Genomic DNA, 17,427 nt, shown 5'->3' with positions numbered 1-17,427 from the left:
GAAGCCCGGTAACGGGTGGAGCTGACTGGTACTAATAGGCCGAGGGCTTGTCCTCAGTTGCTCGCGTCCACTGTGTTAGTTCTGAAATAACGAACGGCCGTGTTTTCATCCGGTGTTGGTTAATTTCATAGTGTTTCGGTGGTCATTGCGTTAGGGAAACGCCCGGTTACATTCCGAACCCGGAAGCTAAGCCTTTCAGCGCCGATGGTACTGCAGGGGGGACCCTGTGGGAGAGTAGGACGCCGCCGAACAATTATTGTGGGAAAGCCCCGTGCCGCTGGCACGGGGCTTTTCTGCGTTCTCGGCCCGACCAATCGTCAGCGAACTCCGTGCCCTTCCTGCGTGTGAGAACGCGAGCCGAGCAGGACAGTGTCGTCGGCTGCCGGCCGGCGCAGAAGGAGTACGGAGGGCAGGGCCCCGGCGGGGTAGCAGGCGTCGGCACCAAGGCACTGGGCGTCGCATATGGGGGCCGTGCGACCACGGGGACGGCGAGGTTCGCGTGCACTCCGGCTGCCGTAGCGATCCGCCGGGCGGTGGGTGAGGCAGCTGTGCTGGTCCCCCAGCGGATGGCCGCCAAGGCTATGGCAGCGATTACCAGCACGGGGAGGGCGAGCAGCACTCCGCGGGAGCGGAGCCAGATCTGGTGAGGCGCGGCAGATCTGGAGGTGGCAGAGGGGGGACGTGGCGGTGACCGGTGTCGTTCGGCTGCCCTCGCGCGGGCGTCGGCCAGTCGCGGGGTGGCGGTCTCGATGGCGCGGTCGAGGTGGAGCGGTGTCAGGTACGCGGCTCGGTCGGCGGAGCGGCCCCCGTATGTGACGTCGTCGAAGCCCCGGGCCGCTGCCCGTATGCGTGCGTCGTACACGCGGGAAGGGCGCGGCCTGCTCCTGCGGCCGCTTCCTCGGCTATGCGTCCCGGGCGTGGCTCCAGCAGGGACCGCTCCTCGAGAGGGCGGACGACGGCACACATCCGTTACTGGACGGCTTGGTTCCAGCGTCCGGCTGCCGCATGGATCTCGGCGGCGACACGACGGTCTGCGGTACTGCGTGGAGCGTGCTCGACGAGCGCTTCGGTGGACTTCCGGCCGGATTACGGAGGCCCGGCCGCCACCGGAACGCGGCCGCCAGGACGACAACGAGCAGGTCCGCCAGGCCCGACCGGTGCGGCGACGGAGGCCGCTGAGAGGACATCGCTGAACCAGGCCCACAGGTGGTCCGGAGCGCGTTGGAGGGGGTGCGGGTCGTGCTCCTGGTACGCGCCCTTGGACAGTTCACGCCGGCCGCCTGCTGGGCCGGCAGACGGCCGGTGCCCGCGGGGGCGCCGCCGCTCGCTCGTACCCGCAGTCGTGCCGCCGTCTCGCCTGCCCCGACACGGTGTCAGGTCCTGTTGTCGAAGCCGGGCAGCCCCGCCGCCCTGGCCAGGTCGAGGTCGAGCGCTTCGCGGCGGATGCGCTGGTCCACGTAGAGAAGGGCCGTGACGCCGGCGGAGAGCGGATACGTGATGGTGGCGGCGACCACGTCACCGAGGGCGGAGACGATCAGGAACGGCCAGCCGAACTCGGTGGTTTCCCCGGAGAGGAGGGAGCTCAGGGTGCCGTCGTCCACGCCCATCGCGACGACGCCGAAGGGGATGCCGACCACCAGCCCCACGATCAGCGTCAGCAGCCAGGTCAGCGCGAGGATGCCGAACGTCCGCCACCAGGCGCCCCGCACCAGCTTCGCGGAGCGCCGCATGGCGGTGGCTACCGGCTGCCGTTCCAGCATCAGCGCGGGAGCGGCCAGGCTGAATCGGACCGACAGCCAGAGAAAGACGGCTGTCGCGGCAAGCAGCCCGAGGAATGCGAGGCCGACTCCCGCCGCGTCGCCGATCAGGAACCCGGGGAGGATGCCGGCCGTCATGATCGCTCCGCCCATGACGGCGAGCAGGAGGGTCAGGCCCAGCAGGGGGAGGAGCCTGGGGCGGGCTTCGGCCCAGGCTTCGGACAGGGTGACTGGGCGGCCCAGCACCGAGCGGCTGATCACCACGGTCAGTACCGACGTGGTGAAGATCGTGGCCAGCATCGAGATGAGCAGGGGCGGGGCGAGGTCGAGGAGGCTGTACCGGAGCGATTCGGTGGCCTGACGCAGCGCCTCGGAGCCGGTGGCGTCGCTGTCGAGAGAGGGAGGGTCCGGCAGCAGATTGCGCTGGATGAGGAGGATGGCGGCCTGGGCGATCACGGCGACCGCGAGCGTGATGCCGAGGATCGTGCGCCAGTGGGCGCGCATGGTGGAGACGGCGCCGTCCAGGATCTCGCCGATGCCGAGCGGCCGGAGCGGGATGACGCCGGGCTTCGCCGCCGGCGGCGGGCCGCCCCAACCCGTTCCTTGCGGCGGAGTGCCCCATCCGGTTTCCCGCGGCGGGGAGTCCCAGCCGGGGCCGGCACCGGGGCGGTGTGCCCGGGCGCCCCGGCCCGGGCGGGGCGGTGGGGTGCCGGGGCCGGTACCGGTGGGGCCCGGAGGGGACCACTGGCCGGCGGGCGGTTGCTGGGCGGCCCAGGTCCCCGAGGGAGCGGTCTCGTCGGCCGGCTCGGAGGGGCGGGGGATCCCCGTTTCGAGGCGGTCCGTCTCCCGGGCGGCTGTTGCCCGGCCGTCGCTCTCCCGACGGTCCGCGTTCCCACCTGCCGCGTCCTGATCCGCCGTCTTCCGACCAGCCGTTTCTCGATCTGCCGCTTCGCGGTCGGCCGGCGCTCGGTGGTCCGTTTCGCGGCCGTTCGCCTGCTCGTCGTCGGAGGGGGCGGATCCGGGCGAGGCCCAGCCCGGAGTGTCGTTCATTGTCGCTCCTTCGCGGTCCTGTCCGCGCGTCGCGGCGTCAGGCTGGCAGCCATCGTGCCACGCGTCGATACCGGCCGGGCCCGGCCCTGTGACCGGCTCGTGCCTTCAGGTCCGGGCGGGTCACCGGGCAGACTGGGCGGATGGCTGATCAGGACACGCAACCGCCCGTGGGCAGCGAGCCCGCCGGGCTGCCCTCAATTCGATGGGACGAACCTCCGGAAGGCCCCGTGCTGGTGCTGCTCGACCAGCGGCGGCTGCCCGCGGAGGAGACGGAGCTGGTGTGCACCGACGTGCCGGCTCTGGTGGACGCGATCAGGACGCTCGCCGTGCGGGGAGCACCCCTGCTGGGGATCGCCGGAGCTTACGGAGTGGCCCTGGCGGCGGTGCGGGGCTATGACGTGGCGGAGGCCACCGGGCTTCTGGAGCGGGCGCGGCCCACTGCTGTGAACCTGGGGTACGGCGTGCGCCGGGCCGCCGCGGCGTACTGGGCGGCGCTCGACAAGGGGGCCGGTCAGGAGCAGGCGGGAGCGGCCGCGCTGACGGAGGCCAAGGCGCTGCACCGGGAGGACGCCGAGGCCAGCGGGCGGATGGCCCTGCACGGGCTCGCCCTGCTGGACGAGCTGGTTCCGGGCGGGGGCCACCGGCTGCTGACCCACTGCAACACGGGGGCGCTCGTCTCCGGAGGCGAGGGCACCGCCTTCGCGGTGGCACTCGGGGCCCACCGGGAAGGCCGGCTGAGGCGGCTGTGGGTGGACGAGACCCGTCCGCTGCTGCAGGGCGCCCGGCTGACCGCGTACGAGGCGGCGCGCAACGGCATGCCGTACAGCCTGCTCACCGACAACGCTGCGGGGTCGCTCTTCGCGGCGGGGGAGGTGGACGCCGTGCTGATCGGGGCGGACCGCATCGCCGCGGACGGGTCGGTGGCCAACAAGGTGGGGAGCTATCCGCTGGCGGTGCTCGCCAAGTACCACCACGTACCGTTCATCGTGGTCGCGCCGACGACGACCGTGGATCTGCTGACCGCGGACGGGGCGTCCATCACCGTGGAGCAGCGCTCCGGAAGGGAAGTGACGGAGCTCACACCCCCGACGTGCGGAGCGGGGGACGAGGAGGCGGGCGGGGTGCTCGTCGCCCCGGTGGGGACCCAGTCGTACAACCCCGCCTTCGATGTCACGCCGCCGGAGCTGGTCACGGCGATCGTCACGGAAGAGGGCGTAATCTCGCCGGTCACGGGGGCCGGGCTGGCAGAGCTGTGTGCCAGATCATCGCAGGTAACGATTAGCTAATGGGATGATGTCGTTTATGAAGGGACGCGTCCTTGTCGTCGACGACGACACCGCACTGGCCGAGATGCTCGGGATTGTGCTGCGTGGTGAGGGTTTCGAGCCGTCGTTCGTAGCGGACGGCGACAAGGCACTTGCTGCATTTCGAGAGGCGAAGCCGGACCTGGTCCTGCTCGACCTCATGCTGCCCGGCAGGGACGGCATCGAGGTCTGCAGGCTGATCAGGGCCGAGTCGGGTGTGCCGATCGTCATGCTGACTGCCAAGAGCGACACGGTTGACGTGGTGGTGGGCCTGGAGTCCGGGGCCGACGACTACATCGTCAAGCCGTTCAAACCGAAGGAGTTGGTGGCCCGGATCAGGGCACGTCTGCGCAGGTCCGAAGAGCCGGCCCCGGAGCAGCTGACCATCGGGGACCTGGTCATAGACGTCGCCGGGCACTCGGTGAAGCGGGACGGGCAGTCCATCGCCCTGACGCCGCTGGAGTTCGACCTGCTGGTCGCGCTCGCGCGCAAGCCGTGGCAGGTCTTCACCCGTGAGGTGCTCCTGGAGCAGGTCTGGGGTTACCGGCACGCGGCGGACACCCGTCTGGTCAACGTGCATGTGCAGCGGCTCCGCTCCAAGGTCGAGAAGGACCCGGAGCGGCCGGAGATCGTGGTGACCGTGCGAGGCGTCGGTTACAAGGCCGGACCGAGCTGACATGTCCCTGGGTAGCACTGCTCCGAAGCCCGGGGAGCCGGGAGTCCGTGCGGAGCGGGCTGCCGGTTCGGGGCGCACCTCGTCCCCCGTCGAGCGCTTCCTGCAGGGCGGCCGGTTGTTCCAGGACCGGGCGCCCGGCGGGCCGGTGCCGCGCTTGCTGATGCGCTGGGTGCGGCGCCCGCTGCTGCCCGTCGTCCGGCTGTGGCGGCGCAACCTCCAGCTGCGGGTCGTCGCGGGCACGCTGCTGATGTCGCTCGGAGTGGTGCTGCTGCTCGGCCTCGTCGTGATCGGGCAGGTGCGCAACGGCCTGCTCGACGCGAAGGGCAAGGCGGCCCAGACACAGGCCGCGGGCGGCTTCGCGGCCGCCCAGGAGAAGGCCAACGCGCCGCTCATCCCCGTCGCCGGCCAGGGCGACGACGCGGCGGACGGCACGATTGAGAACAACTCCTGGCGCACCGAGCTCGTCGACCAGCTCGCCAGTGGCGGCAAGAACGCCTTCAACGTGATGGCGCTCAGTGCCGACGAGGGGGCCCGCGCGCCCCGTGGTTCGGGGCACGTCAAGGCGGCGACTATTCCGCAGAGCCTGCGGGACGCGGTGAACAAAGGCCCCGGCGCCTTCCAGACGTACTCGCTGATCGAGTACGAGAACGGGCAGGAGTCCCAGCCCGGCCTCATCGTCGGCAAGCGCCTCTACGACATCGACCGCGACCCGTACCAGCTCTACTACGTCTTCCCGCTGACGCAGGAGGAGAAGTCGCTGAACCTCGTCAAGGGCACGCTGGCGACCGCCGGCCTGTTCGTGGTGGTGCTGCTGGGCGCCATCGCCTGGTTCGTGGTGCGCCAGGTCGTCACCCCCGTACGCATGGCCGCGGGCATCGCCGAACGGCTCTCCGCCGGCCGGCTCCAGGAACGGATGAAGGTCACGGGCGAGGACGACATCGCCCGGCTCGGCGAGGCATTCAACAAGATGGCGCAGAGTCTCCAGCTGAAGATCCAGCAACTGGAGGAGCTGTCCCGGATGCAGCGGCGGTTCGTCTCGGACGTCTCGCACGAGCTGCGTACGCCCCTGACGACGGTACGGATGGCCGCCGACGTCATCCACGAGGCACGGGCCGACTTCGATCCCATCACGGCCCGGTCGGCCGAGCTCCTGGGCGACCAGCTCGACCGCTTCGAGTCGCTTCTCTCCGACCTGCTGGAGATCAGCCGCTTCGACGCCGGCGCCGCCGCGCTGGAGGCGGAGCCGATAGACCTGCGGCAGGTGGTGCGCCGGGTGATCGGCGGCGCCGAGCCGCTCGCCGAGCGCAAGGGCACCCGGATCAGGATCGTCGGTGACGAGCAGCCGGTGATCGCCGAGGCCGACGCGCGGCGCGTCGAGCGGGTCCTGCGCAACCTCGTCGTCAACGCCGTCGAGCACGGCGAAGGGCGCGATGTGGTCGTGCGCATGGGCGCGGCCGGCGGAGCGGTCGCCGTCGCCGTCCGGGACTACGGCGTGGGTCTGAAGCCCGGCGAGGCGACCCGGGTCTTCAACCGCTTCTGGCGGGCCGACCCCGCCCGGGCCCGGACCACCGGCGGCACCGGCCTGGGCCTCTCCATCGCGGTGGAGGACGCGCGGCTGCACGGCGGCTGGCTTCAGGCGTGGGGCGAGCCCGGCGGCGGTTCCCAGTTCCGGCTGACGCTGCCGCGTACGGCGGACGAGCCGCTGCGGGGCTCGCCGATACCACTGGAGCCCGAGGACTCGCGGCGCAACCGGGAGAGCCGGGAGCGGGCCGAGGACACCTCCGCCACGGGCGGCGGGCACCGGCTGCTGGCCGTGCCCTCGCAGCACACCGGTACGGGCCGCGCCTCGCTTCCGGTCCCGGGCCGGGCCGCGGCGGCGAGGACCGCGCCCGCGTCGGTGCATCCGGCGGCCCTGCCGGGCAACGGGGCACGGGTGGTGCCGCGTCCTTCGGAGGAACGGCAGGCCGGTCACAACGACTCTCCGGGGCGCGAACCCGGGTGGGAGGACACGATCCGTGAGGACTGACCGTCGTCAGGGCGGCCGTGGGCGTGTGGTGGGGGTGACCGTGCTGGTCGGATGCGGCGCGCTCGTGCTGTCGGCGTGCGGGTCGATGCCCGTGTCCGGGGACGTCAAGGCCGTCGACGCCTCGCAGCCCGGCGACTCCCAGGTGCAGGTGTACGCGGTCGCTCCACGGGACGGCGCCACCCCGAACGAGGTGGTGGACGGCTTCCTTGAGTCGATGACCAGCGACGACTCCGACTTCCGGATGACGCGCAAGTACCTCACCAAGGAGGCGTCGCGGCGGTGGAAGCCGAGCGCGGAGACCATCGTGCTGGCCAAGGCGCCCAACCGGAGCGACCGCCCGGTCCGCGACCATGACCGCAGTGCGACCGAGGTCAGCTACACCCTGACCGGGGAGCAGGTGGCGACGGTCGACGCGCAGAACGCGTACCAGCCGCTCGTGCCGACGGACTACTCCCGCACGGTCCACCTGGTGCGGGAGAAGACGCCGGAGGGCAAGGAATGGCGCATCGATTTCGTGTCGGACGGCCTGGTGCTCGGCCAGTCCGACTTCAAGCGGCTGTACCGCTCGGTCAATAAGTACTACTTCGCGACCGGCCGGTCCGACGCGGAGGCGACCCTCGTCGCCGACCCCGTCTACCTCCGCAACCGGACCGACCCCGCGACGGGGATGGACACCGTGACGCAGGCGGTCCGCAGCCTTCTGCGGGGCCCGACCGACTGGCTGCGGCCGGTCGTCGCCTCCCGCTTCCCCAAGGGGACGGACCTGCGGAAGGGGGTCGCCTCGCTGACGCCGGACGACCGCAACGTCCTGAAGGTCCCGCTCAACAAGAACGCGGACGGGACCGGGCAGCGGGTCTGCCGGATGATGGCCTCGCAGGTCCTCTTCACCCTGCGGGACCTGACATCCGCGCGGGTCGAGCAGGTGGAGCTGCAGCGTTCCGACGGTTCGCCGCTGTGCGTGCTCGACGCGGACCAGGCCGAGGAGTACGCCCCCGACGGCTCGTCGGGCGGACCCGACAGCCAGTACTTCGTCGACGCCAAGGGCCGGGTGGAGCGCATTCCGGGCAGCACCAGAGGCAGCGGCGAGCCGGAGCCGGTGGCCGGCCCCTTCGGCGACGGCGCGCTGAAGGTGAACGCGGTCGGGGTGGCCAGGGACGAGCAGTCGGCGGCGGCGCTCTCCCAGCACAACAGGTCGCTCTACGTCGCCTCCATCGCGGCGGACGGCGAGCTCCCGGAGCCGTCCCTGACGAGCAAGGCGGCCGACCCCGAGGACCGGCTGACCGCGCCGAGCTGGGACGGCCTGGGCGATCTCTGGGTCGCCGACCGGGACCCGGACAACCCCAGGCTGCTGAGGCTGCCCCACGGCACCGGCACGTCGCAGGAAGTGTCCGTGCCGAGCCTGGGCGGCAGCCGCATCGCCGGGCTGCGGCTCTCCTCGGACGGGGTGCGCATAGCGCTGCTGCTGACGAAGGACGGCCACACGACGCTGAAGATCGGCCGGATCGAACGGCTCGGCCGGCAGAACGACGCCCAGGTGTCCGTGGTCGACCTGCGCCAGGCGGCGCCGCAGTTCGCGGATGTGACGGCGGTGTCCTGGTCCGGCCGCAGCCGCCTCGTGGTCGTCGGCAAGGAGCAGGGCGGCGTGCAGCAGGTCCGTTACGTGCAGGCGGACGGCTCGGCCCCCTCCTCGGGCGTCCTGCCCGGGGTGAACCAGGTGCTGGCCATCGCCGCCGCCGACGACGAACAGCTGCCGCTGATGGCGGACACCTTCGGCGACGGCATAGTCAAGCTCCTCCCCGGGGACAACTGGCAGACCGTGCTCAAGGAGGGCTCGGCGCTCGTCTACCCGGGCTGACGCCGCAGCCCGGCCGGGGGTTTTCCACAGGGGTGGCCCGCCGGCTCCGCGAGGGGCACAGTTGAGGTGTGCGGAGGTGGTGGCGGGAGATCAGCGGGCTCGTTCTTCCGGTGTCCTGCAGCGGCTGCGGCAGGGCGCGGACGGAGCTGTGCGAAGCGTGCGGCGCGCAGGTGCACGGCGGAGCGCCGCGCCGGGTGCGGCCCTCGCCGGAGCCGCCCGGGCTGCCCGTGGTGCATGCCGCCGCCGGGTACGAGGGCGCGGCACGGGCGGTCCTGCTGGCCCACAAGGAGCGTGGCGTGCTCGCGATGGCGCGTCCCCTCGGCCGGGCCCTGGCGGGGGCGGTACGGGCCGGGGCGGGGCGGGACCGGGACGGAGGACCGCTGCTGCTCGTACCGGTGCCTTCCGCGCGCAGGGCTGTCGCGGCGCGCGGGCACGACCCGGCGCGCCGGATCGCGCTGGCGGCGGCCGCCCGGTTGCGGCGGACGGGCGTCCCGGCGACCGTTGCCGCGGTGCTGCGGCAGCGGCGGCCGGTGACCGACCAGTCGGGTCTGACCGCGGCGGAGCGCCGGGCCAACCTGGCCGGTGCGCTGGCCGTGGTGGCCGGGGGTGGGCGGCTGCTCACCGCCGGACGGGTGGTGCTGGTGGACGACCTGCTGACCACGGGGGCCACGCTGGCCGAGGCGGCCCGGGCGCTCGACGCCGCGTGCGGGCGCGCGGAGCCCTGCGTACGCGGCGCGGCCGTGGTCGCGGCTTCCCCGTCGGCCTTCGACGCAGCATGTCCCGTCGGCAGCGAAATAAACCGGAACTGGAAATGAACTTGCATCGTTGCAGGTAGTGAGTGGGCGAAGTGACCTGAACGGAGGTACGGGCGAGTAGCGGGTGCCGACATCCGTCCGAGCAGGCTATGTTCGGTTGTGAGGAATGGTGAATGCCGGCCCTCGACGAATGCACCATCAGGTTTCGGGCAGGCGACCCGCCAGTGGTTCGGAAACCGGAAATCCGGTGGGGTGGAAACCCGGCCGGCTGGGGAGGAGGAGGTGGAAGTCACCGAGTCCGCGGTCCCGGCCATCACCGGGGCCTGGTGCAAAAGGGAGATGCTCCGCCGTCGAGCGGAGTGATCCGGGAACGGAGTTCTGCGTGGACATCGTCGTCAAGGGCCGCAAGACCGAGGTGCCCGAGCGGTTCCGCAAGCACGTGGCCGAGAAGCTGAAGCTGGACAAGATCCAGAAGTTCGACGGCAAGGTGATCAGCCTCGACGTGGAGGTGTCCAAGGAGCCGAACCCCCGTCAGGCAGACCGCTCCGACCGGGTGGAGATCACCCTCCGCTCGCGTGGACCGGTCATCAGGGCAGAAGCGGCCGCAGGCGACCCGTACGCAGCGCTGGACCTGGCCACCGGAAAGCTGGAGGCCCGGCTGCGCAAGCAGCACGACAAGCGCTACAGCCGCCGGGGCACGGGACGCATTCCCGCTGCCGAGGTCGGAGAGATGGTGCCGGACGCGGCGTCCTTCAATGGTGACGGCGAGCTGATTCCCGACGAGACGGCACCGGCCGTACCCACCACCAGGGTCGGTTCGCTCGAGGTGCAGGGCGATGGACCGCTGGTGATGCGCGAGAAGACGCACGTCGCGGCGCCCATGTCGCTCGACCAGGCCCTCTACGAGATGGAACTGGTCGGACACGACTTCTATCTGTTCGTGGACAACGAGACGAAGGAACCCAGTGTCGTCTACCGGCGGCACGCCTACGACTACGGTGTCATTCATCTGAGGACCGACCCGCTGGCCGCCGACGAGGCGGGCGGCGCGGGCGGCGCGCTCGGCGGCTGACGCCACCATCGAGTGGTGCCCCTGGAAGCGTCCGTGCGCCCCCGGGGGCACCCGTCTGTCACCAAGTCATCACCGCACTGACGTCCCGGCATGAAATCATGGCAGCCAAGCCAATCGGTGCTCTGTGAACTGCCGTTGGCGGACATTCGTGAACTTCAGGCCGTGGCCTTCAGGGGGAGGAACGATGGCGGACACCTTCGGGCCCGTGCGCGACGCGAGTGAGGCCGACGACGCCGCACGCGGCCTCGGCGGTGCGGACCGGGACAGCGGCTACCGCAAGGAGCCCATCCGGGTCCTGGTGGTCGACGACCATGCGCTCTTCCGCAGAGGTCTGGAGATCGTCCTCGCGCACGAGGAGGACATCGAGGTCGTCGGTGAGGCCGGGGACGGCGCCGAGGCGGTCGACAAGGCAGCCGACCTGCTCCCGGACATCGTGCTGATGGACGTCCGGATGCCCCGGCGCGGCGGAATCGAAGCCTGTACGTCCATCAAGGAAGTGGCCCCCAGCGCGAAGATCATCATGCTGACGATCAGCGACGAGGAAGCCGATCTCTACGAGGCGATCAAGGCCGGGGCGACGGGGTATCTCCTCAAGGAGATCTCCACGGACGAGGTCTCCACCGCGATTCGCGCCGTCGCCGACGGGCAGTCCCAGATCAGCCCGTCCATGGCGTCGAAACTGCTCACCGAGTTCAAGTCGATGATCCAGCGCACCGACGAACGCCGGCTGGTGCCGGCGCCCCGGCTCACCGAACGGGAACTGGAAGTCCTCAAACTGGTCGCCACCGGCATGAACAATCGCGATATCGCGAAGGAACTGTTCATTTCCGAGAACACCGTGAAGAACCACGTCCGCAACATTCTGGAGAAGCTTCAGCTCCACTCCCGGATGGAAGCGGTCGTCTACGCCATGCGGGAGAAGATCCTGGAGATCCGGTGAACCGGCGCGACGGACGGCGCACCGGGTGCGGTCAGCTCAGGAGGCGGCCGATTTCTGCCACGAGCGGACCGCGCAGCTCCGGGGCCTCCACCCGTTCGAGGCGGACACCCGTGCAGCCGACCCAGGAAGCCGCTTCCACGAGGGCCTGGGCCATCGGTGCCACGGCTTTCGCGCCCGCCAGGGACACCTGCCGGGCGATCAGCGTCGTCCCCTCGCGGGCCGGATCGACGCGGCCCTGAAGCCGCCCGCCGGCCAGTAGCGGCATCGCGAAATAGCCGTGGACCCGCTTCTGCTTGGGCACGTACGCCTCGAGGCGGTGGGTGAAGCCGAAGATCCGCTCGGTCCGCGCCCGCTCCCAGACCAGCGAGTCGAACGGCGAGAGAAGCGTCGTCCGGTGCCGGCCGCGGGGCTCGGAGGCCAGTGCCACCGGGTCCGCCCAGGCGGGCTTCGACCAGCCCTCCACGGCCACCGGCACGAGCCCGGAGTCCGCCACCACGGCGTCGAACTGCTCGCCCTTCAGGCGGTGGTAGTCGGCGATGTCCGCCCGGGTGCCCACGCCCAGCGACTGCCCGGCGAGCGCCACGAGCCGGCGCAGGCACTCCGCGTCGTCCAGGTCGTCGTGCAGCACGGTGTCCGGCAGGGCGCGCTCCGCGAGGTCGTAGACCCGCTTCCAGCCGCGCCGCTCGGTGCAGACCACCTCGCCGTACATCAGGGCCCGTTCGACGGCGACCTTCGAGGCGGACCAGTCCCACCACTCCCCGCCGTTCTTCGCGCCGCCCAGCTCCGTCGCCGTCAGCGGGCCCTCCGCGGTCAGCTGCTTGATGACGGTGTCGTACGCGCCGTCCGGCAGGTCGTGGGACCACTGCGGCCGGGCCCGGTAGGCACGCCGCCGGAACGCGAAGTGCGGCCACTCCTCGACGGGCAGGATGCACGCCGCGTGCGACCAGTACTCGAAGGCGCGGCCGCCCGACCAGTACGCCTCCTCGACCGTGCGCCGCCCGATCGCGCCGAGGCGCGCGTACGGGATCAGCTCGTGCGAGCGGGCCAGCACCGAGATCGTGTCCAGCTGTACGGCGCCGAGGTGGCGCAGCACCCCCGGGACCCCCGACCGGCGGTCCGGGGCGCCCAGGAAGCCCTGGGCACGCAGGGCCATCCTGCGGGCCTGGTCGGCGGAGAGTTCGACTGCGGGTGGCTGCACAGACGTCATGCTCCGCACTCTAGGGGGCGGCACTGACACCGGTCGCCGGAACGTAGGGGGCGGTGCCCGGCAGGCCGAGGTCCGCGGGAAGCAGCGCGCCCACCCACGTATCGCGGCGCACGCCCTTGTTGAGCAGGCCCGAGCGCTGCTCACCCTCCATGCGGAAGCCCGCACGCAGGGCGACGGCCCGCGACGGGACGTTGCCGGTCTCGGCCTTCCACTCCAGCCGGTCGCAGCCGAGCGCGGTGAAGGCCCACCGGGCGGCGCACAGCACGGCCTCGGTCATGAAGCCGCGGCCGCGCTGCTCCTTCGCGGTCCAGAAGCCGACCTCGTACAGGCCGGGGCCGGTGCGGCGGTTGATGCCGAGCGCGCCTATCAGGGGCCCGCCCTCGCGGGGGACAATGGCGAAGTTGTACATCGAGCCGTCCCGCCAGCCGTCGGGCGAGAGGCGCTCGGTGAAGAACTCCGCGTCCGAGCGCGCGTACGGCGAGGGACGACCGTCCAGCGCTGGATGTCCGGGTCCTGGCACGCCTCGTACACCGCGTCGGTGTCGTCGGAGGTGAAGGGGCGCAGCAGCAGGCGGTCGGTGGTGAGGGCGATCGGTTCCAGGAGTTCCATGAAGGGATTCTGGTGAGGTGCCGGTGGTGACGCGAGTACTTTTCGTGGTTCCCCGGCACCTTCGGTGCCCTTCGTCCGTTGACTCTGAAGGGCACCGCGGGGACAACGCGGTGGCAGCCCTCCCGGCGCGGCGGGGTCCTCGCTTACGATGACCGTTGCGGTGGGGCCCACCTGCCGTGCCCGTGCCCGAGTCCATCACACGACCCAGTGCCCAGGCCCGACCGGCAAGGAGACCAGCCTCAGTGTCCGTCTTCAACAAGCTCATGCGTGCAGGCGAAGGCAAGATCCTGCGCAAACTGCACCGCATCGCGGACCAGGTCAGCTCCATCGAAGAGGACTTCGTCAACCTCTCCGACGCCGAGCTGCGGGCGCTCACCGACGAGTACAAGGAACGGTACGCGGACGGCGAGAGCCTGGACGACCTGCTCCCGGAGGCGTTCGCCACCGTCCGCGAGGCGGCCAAGCGCGTTCTCGGCCAGCGCCACTACGACGTCCAGATCATGGGCGGCGCCGCGCTGCACCTCGGTTATGTGGCCGAGATGAAGACCGGTGAGGGCAAGACCCTCGTCGGCACGCTGCCCGCATATCTGAACGCCCTGTCCGGCGACGGCGTCCACCTGATCACGGTGAACGACTACCTGGCCTCGCGTGACTCCGAGATGATGGGCCGGGTCCACAAGTTCCTCGGCCTCGACGTCGGCTGCATCATCGCGAACATGACGCCGGCCCAGCGCCGCGAGCAGTACGCCTGCGACATCACGTACGGCACGAACAACGAGTTCGGGTTCGACTATCTCCGCGACAACATGGCGTGGTCGAAGGACGAGCTGGTCCAGCGCGGCCACAACTTCGCGATCGTGGACGAGGTCGACTCGATCCTGGTGGACGAGGCCCGTACGCCGCTGATCATCTCCGGTCCCGCCGACCAGGCCACCAAGTGGTACGGCGACTTCGCCAAGCTGGTCACGCGCCTCAGCAAGGGCGAGGCGGGCAACCCGCTCAAGGGCATCGAGGAGACCGGCGACTACGAGGTCGACGAGAAGAAGCGGACCGTGGCGATCCACGAGTCCGGTGTGTCCAAGGTCGAGGACTGGCTCGGTATCGACAACCTGTACGAGTCGGTGAACACCCCCCTCGTCGGGTACCTCAACAACGCCATCAAGGCCAAGGAACTCTTCAAGAAGGACAAGGACTACGTCGTCATCGACGGCGAAGTCATGATCGTCGACGAGCACACCGGCCGTATCCTCGCCGGCCGCCGCTACAACGAGGGCATGCACCAGGCGATCGAGGCGAAGGAAGGGGTGGACATCAAGGACGAGAACCAGACGCTCGCGACGATCACCCTGCAGAACTTCTTCCGCCTGTACAACAAGCTCTCCGGCATGACCGGTACGGCGATGACCGAGGCCGCCGAGTTCCACCAGATCTACAAGCTGGGCGTCGTGCCGATCCCGACGAACCGGCCGATGCAGCGCCTCGACCAGTCGGACCTGATCTACCGCACGGAGGTCGCGAAGTTCGCCGCCGTCGTGGACGACATCGCGGAGAAGCACGAGAAGGGGCAGCCGATCCTGGTCGGCACCACCTCCGTCGAGAAGTCGGAGTACCTCTCGCAGCAGCTCTCCAAGCGCGGTGTCCAGCACGAGGTGCTCAACGCCAAGCAGCACGACCGGGAGGCGACGATCGTCGCCCAGGCCGGCCGCAAGGGCGCGGTGACCGTCGCGACGAACATGGCCGGACGAGGCACCGACATCAAGCTCGGCGGCAACCCGGACGACCTCGCCGAGGCGGAGCTCCGCCAGCGCGGTCTCGACCCCGTCGAGCACGTCGAGGAGTGGGCGGCCGCCCTTCCCGCCGCGCTGGAGAAGGCCGAGGAGTCCGTGCGGGCGGAGTTCGAGGAGGTCAAGGCGCTCGGCGGGCTCTACGTGCTGGGCACCGAGCGCCACGAGTCGCGCCGCATCGACAACCAGCTGCGCGGTCGTTCCGGCCGTCAGGGGGACCCGGGTGAGTCCCGCTTCTACCTGTCCCTCGGTGACGACCTGATGCGGCTGTTCAAGGCGCAGATGGTCGAGCGCGTCATGTCGATGGCCAACGTGCCGGACGACGTGCCGATCGAGAACAAGATGGTCACGCGGGCCATCGCCTCCGCGCAGTCGCAGGTCGAGCAGCAGAACTTCGAGACGCGCAAGAACGTCCTGAAGTACGACGAGGTGCTCAACCGGCAGCGTGAGGTCATCTACGGCGAGCGGCGCCGGGTCCTGGAGGGCGAGGACCTCCAGGAGCAGATCCGCCACTTCATGGACGACACGATCGACGACTACATCCGCCAGGAGACGGCGGAGGGCTTCGCCGAGGAGTGGGACCTCGACCGGCTGTGGGGCGCGTTCAAGCAGCTCTACCCGGTGAAGGTCACCGTGGCCGAGCTGGAGGAGACCGCGGGGGATCTGGCCGGGGTCACCGCGGAGTTCATCGCCGAGTCGGTCAAGGAAGACATCCACGAGCAGTACGACCAGCGGGAGAAGACGCTCGGCTCCGAGATCATGCGTGAGCTGGAGCGGCGCGTGGTGCTGTCCGTCCTGGACCGCAAGTGGCGTGAACACCTCTACGAGATGGACTACCTCCAGGAGGGCATCGGCCTGCGGGCCATGGCGCAGAAGGACCCGCTGGTCGAGTACCAGCGCGAGGGCTTCGACATGTTCAACGCCATGATGGAGGGCATCAAGGAGGAGTCCGTCGGCTACCTGTTCAACCTGGAGGTCCAGGTCGAGCAGCAGGTCGAGGAGGTGCCGGTGGAGGACGCGGCGACCTCGCTGTCCAAGGAGGACGCGGTGCCGGCCGGGCGGCCGGAGATCCGGGCCAAGGGGCTGGACGCTCCGCAGCGGCCGGACCGGCTGCACTTCTCCGCTCCCACGGTTGACGGGGAGGGCGGGGTCGTCGAGGGCGACTTCGCGAATGCGGACGCCGGGTCGGGGGCCGGTGCGGGGTCGGACGGGCTTACTCGGGCGGAGCGGCGTAAGGCGCAGAAGTCTTCGGGGGGGCGGCGGCGCAAGAAGTAGCTTGCGCTGACGTTGTGGGTCGTGGCTGGGCCGGGCACCGGGTGGTGTCCGGCCCGGTTGCGTTCGGGGTGCGGTGTCGTTGCGTTGGGCGGTGGGGGTGCGTTGCGCCTGCGGCGGGGCTGTCCCCCTCCCCGCCCCTTCCCGTAACCGGGGCTCTGCCCCGGGCCCCGCTCCTCAAGCGCCGGAGGGGCTGGGATGCGCGCAGGGGTGGGTTTCGGGGCTCTGCCCCGGACCCCGCGCCTCAAGCGCCGGTGGGGCTGGGAGGGGCCGGTGGGGCTGGGAGGGGGCGGTGACCCCCGAGCCCTGCGCATGTCCCCAGCCGCCTCAGCGCCCCTCTGAGCGTTCTACGGCCCCCGAAGGGTCCTGGTCCTCCTGCGCCCTCTCGTCGAGCCTTGTACGCCGCCCCCTGGGGCCGTCCCCGGCTTCGCGGTCCGGGGGTTCCCGCCCCCGCCGTTCGTGCGCCCTCATCGCGTTCGCATCGGGGTGTTGCCCAGTTCCACCGCCGCGCAGCGCCAGCGGAGGTCCGGGCCCTGTTCCAGGCGGAAGGCCATGGCTCGGACTTCCTCGCCCGCGGCGATGCTCGCGCATGCCTCCACCACGCCGGGGGCCGGCTGGGCGCCTCGGCACATGCGGATGACCGGGCGGGTGCCTCGGGTGCGCAAAGGGGTCGTGGGGGCCAGTTCGGCCAGTTGGTCGTAGGCGTCGCCGATGGTGTGGCCCAGCATCCAGTGGACCGGGCGCTGGCCGCTCAGGACCGCGAGCAGGCGTTCCGCGAACCAGTGGTGGGGGCGCATGCGCCTCGGGACGCGGTGGCGCTGGGCGGGTACGGCTTCGGGCCTGCGGGTGTCGCGGCGTCCTGCGGGCCGGGTCCTGTTCGTGGTCATCTGTCGCCCCCGTGCTCCAGAGGCCCGGCTTTACCGGGCGGTAACTTCTGTTGGGGATCTTCTACGGGGGAGTCGGATTTGTCGCAAGTGTCGGGGAGGGTGAGCGGGGCGCGGTGGGATTCACCTGTCCGGGTGGCGGGAGGGTGCGGGGGCCGGGCGCGGTGGGGAGCGCGGGGGTGAGTGGGGCTTCGCCGGGTGGACGGGTGCCAGGGCGTGCGCGTAACCCCAAAGGG

The 17,427-nt window shown here is 70.8% G+C and carries 11 protein-coding genes, 1 rRNA gene and 2 pseudogenes; 9 read left to right on the top strand and 5 right to left on the bottom strand.

Going from position 1 to position 17,427, the window contains the following annotated elements:
* Positions 1-134: 134 nt before the first annotated feature.
* Positions 135-251: ribosomal RNA gene (rrf, locus tag ACLQ2N_RS10455) — 5S ribosomal RNA — on the top strand.
* Positions 252-700: 449 nt separating this feature from the next.
* Here the strand turns inward: rrf and ACLQ2N_RS10450 are convergent.
* Positions 701-1,340: pseudogene (locus ACLQ2N_RS10450) on the bottom strand (DUF4129 domain-containing protein); the annotation flags it as partial.
* 33 nt (positions 1,341-1,373) lie between these two features.
* Positions 1,374-2,807 (bottom strand): glycerophosphoryl diester phosphodiesterase membrane domain-containing protein, encoded by a 1,434-nt coding sequence (locus tag ACLQ2N_RS10445; RefSeq protein ID WP_425811298.1) that lies wholly within the window; start codon positions 2,805-2,807, stop codon positions 1,374-1,376.
* Between the two features lie 140 nt (positions 2,808-2,947).
* Between ACLQ2N_RS10445 and mtnA the strand changes: the two genes are divergently transcribed.
* From mtnA to ACLQ2N_RS10410, 7 genes are all read left to right on the top strand, one after another.
* A complete protein-coding gene (gene mtnA / locus ACLQ2N_RS10440; protein ID WP_425811296.1) occupies positions 2,948-4,093 on the top strand; it encodes an S-methyl-5-thioribose-1-phosphate isomerase in 1,146 nt (381 codons plus the stop codon).
* 4 nt (positions 4,094-4,097) lie between these two features.
* Entirely contained in the window at positions 4,098-4,787 is a 690-nt protein-coding gene (mtrA, locus tag ACLQ2N_RS10435) for a two-component system response regulator MtrA (RefSeq protein WP_005316841.1), read from the top strand.
* A 1-nt stretch (position 4,788) separates the two neighbouring features.
* A complete protein-coding gene (mtrB, locus tag ACLQ2N_RS10430) occupies positions 4,789-6,813 on the top strand; it encodes an MtrAB system histidine kinase MtrB (protein WP_425811293.1) in 2,025 nt (674 codons plus the stop codon).
* Between the two features lie 85 nt (positions 6,814-6,898).
* The gene (locus ACLQ2N_RS10425) at positions 6,899-8,668 is read left to right on the top strand and encodes an LpqB family beta-propeller domain-containing protein (protein ID WP_425811355.1); all 1,770 of its coding nucleotides are present in this window, start codon (positions 6,899-6,901) and stop codon (positions 8,666-8,668) included.
* A 68-nt stretch (positions 8,669-8,736) separates the two neighbouring features.
* On the top strand, positions 8,737-9,483 hold the full coding sequence (locus ACLQ2N_RS10420; protein ID WP_425811291.1) for a ComF family protein: 747 nt from the start codon (positions 8,737-8,739) through the stop codon (positions 9,481-9,483).
* 322 nt (positions 9,484-9,805) lie between these two features.
* Entirely contained in the window at positions 9,806-10,495 is a 690-nt protein-coding gene (gene hpf / locus ACLQ2N_RS10415) for a ribosome hibernation-promoting factor, HPF/YfiA family (protein WP_425811289.1), read from the top strand.
* Positions 10,496-10,679: 184 nt separating this feature from the next.
* On the top strand, positions 10,680-11,435 hold the full coding sequence (locus tag ACLQ2N_RS10410) for a response regulator (RefSeq protein ID WP_425811287.1): 756 nt from the start codon (positions 10,680-10,682) through the stop codon (positions 11,433-11,435).
* Between the two features lie 31 nt (positions 11,436-11,466).
* Here the strand turns inward: ACLQ2N_RS10410 and ACLQ2N_RS10405 are convergent, their stop codons facing one another.
* Entirely contained in the window at positions 11,467-12,642 is a 1,176-nt protein-coding gene (locus ACLQ2N_RS10405; RefSeq protein WP_425811285.1) for a winged helix-turn-helix domain-containing protein, read from the bottom strand.
* Positions 12,643-12,652: 10 nt separating this feature from the next.
* Positions 12,653-13,242: pseudogene (locus ACLQ2N_RS10400) on the bottom strand (GNAT family N-acetyltransferase).
* A gap of 251 nt (positions 13,243-13,493) precedes the next feature.
* Between ACLQ2N_RS10400 and secA the strand changes: the two are divergent.
* Positions 13,494-16,310 (top strand): preprotein translocase subunit SecA, encoded by a 2,817-nt coding sequence (secA, locus tag ACLQ2N_RS10395; protein ID WP_425811283.1) that lies wholly within the window; start codon positions 13,494-13,496, stop codon positions 16,308-16,310.
* A 464-nt stretch (positions 16,311-16,774) separates the two neighbouring features.
* Here the strand turns inward: secA and ACLQ2N_RS10390 are convergent, their stop codons facing one another.
* Positions 16,775-17,194 (bottom strand): Rv3235 family protein, encoded by a 420-nt coding sequence (locus ACLQ2N_RS10390; protein WP_425811281.1) that lies wholly within the window; start codon positions 17,192-17,194, stop codon positions 16,775-16,777.
* Positions 17,195-17,427 lie beyond the last annotated feature (233 nt).

Origin of the sequence: Streptomyces sp. DT224 (assembly GCF_049844595.1) — a bacterium.
Lineage (GTDB): Bacteria > Actinomycetota > Actinomycetes > Streptomycetales > Streptomycetaceae > Streptomyces.
Note: the sequence above shows the minus strand (reverse complement) of the source record. Positions and strands in the feature narration are given on the sequence as shown.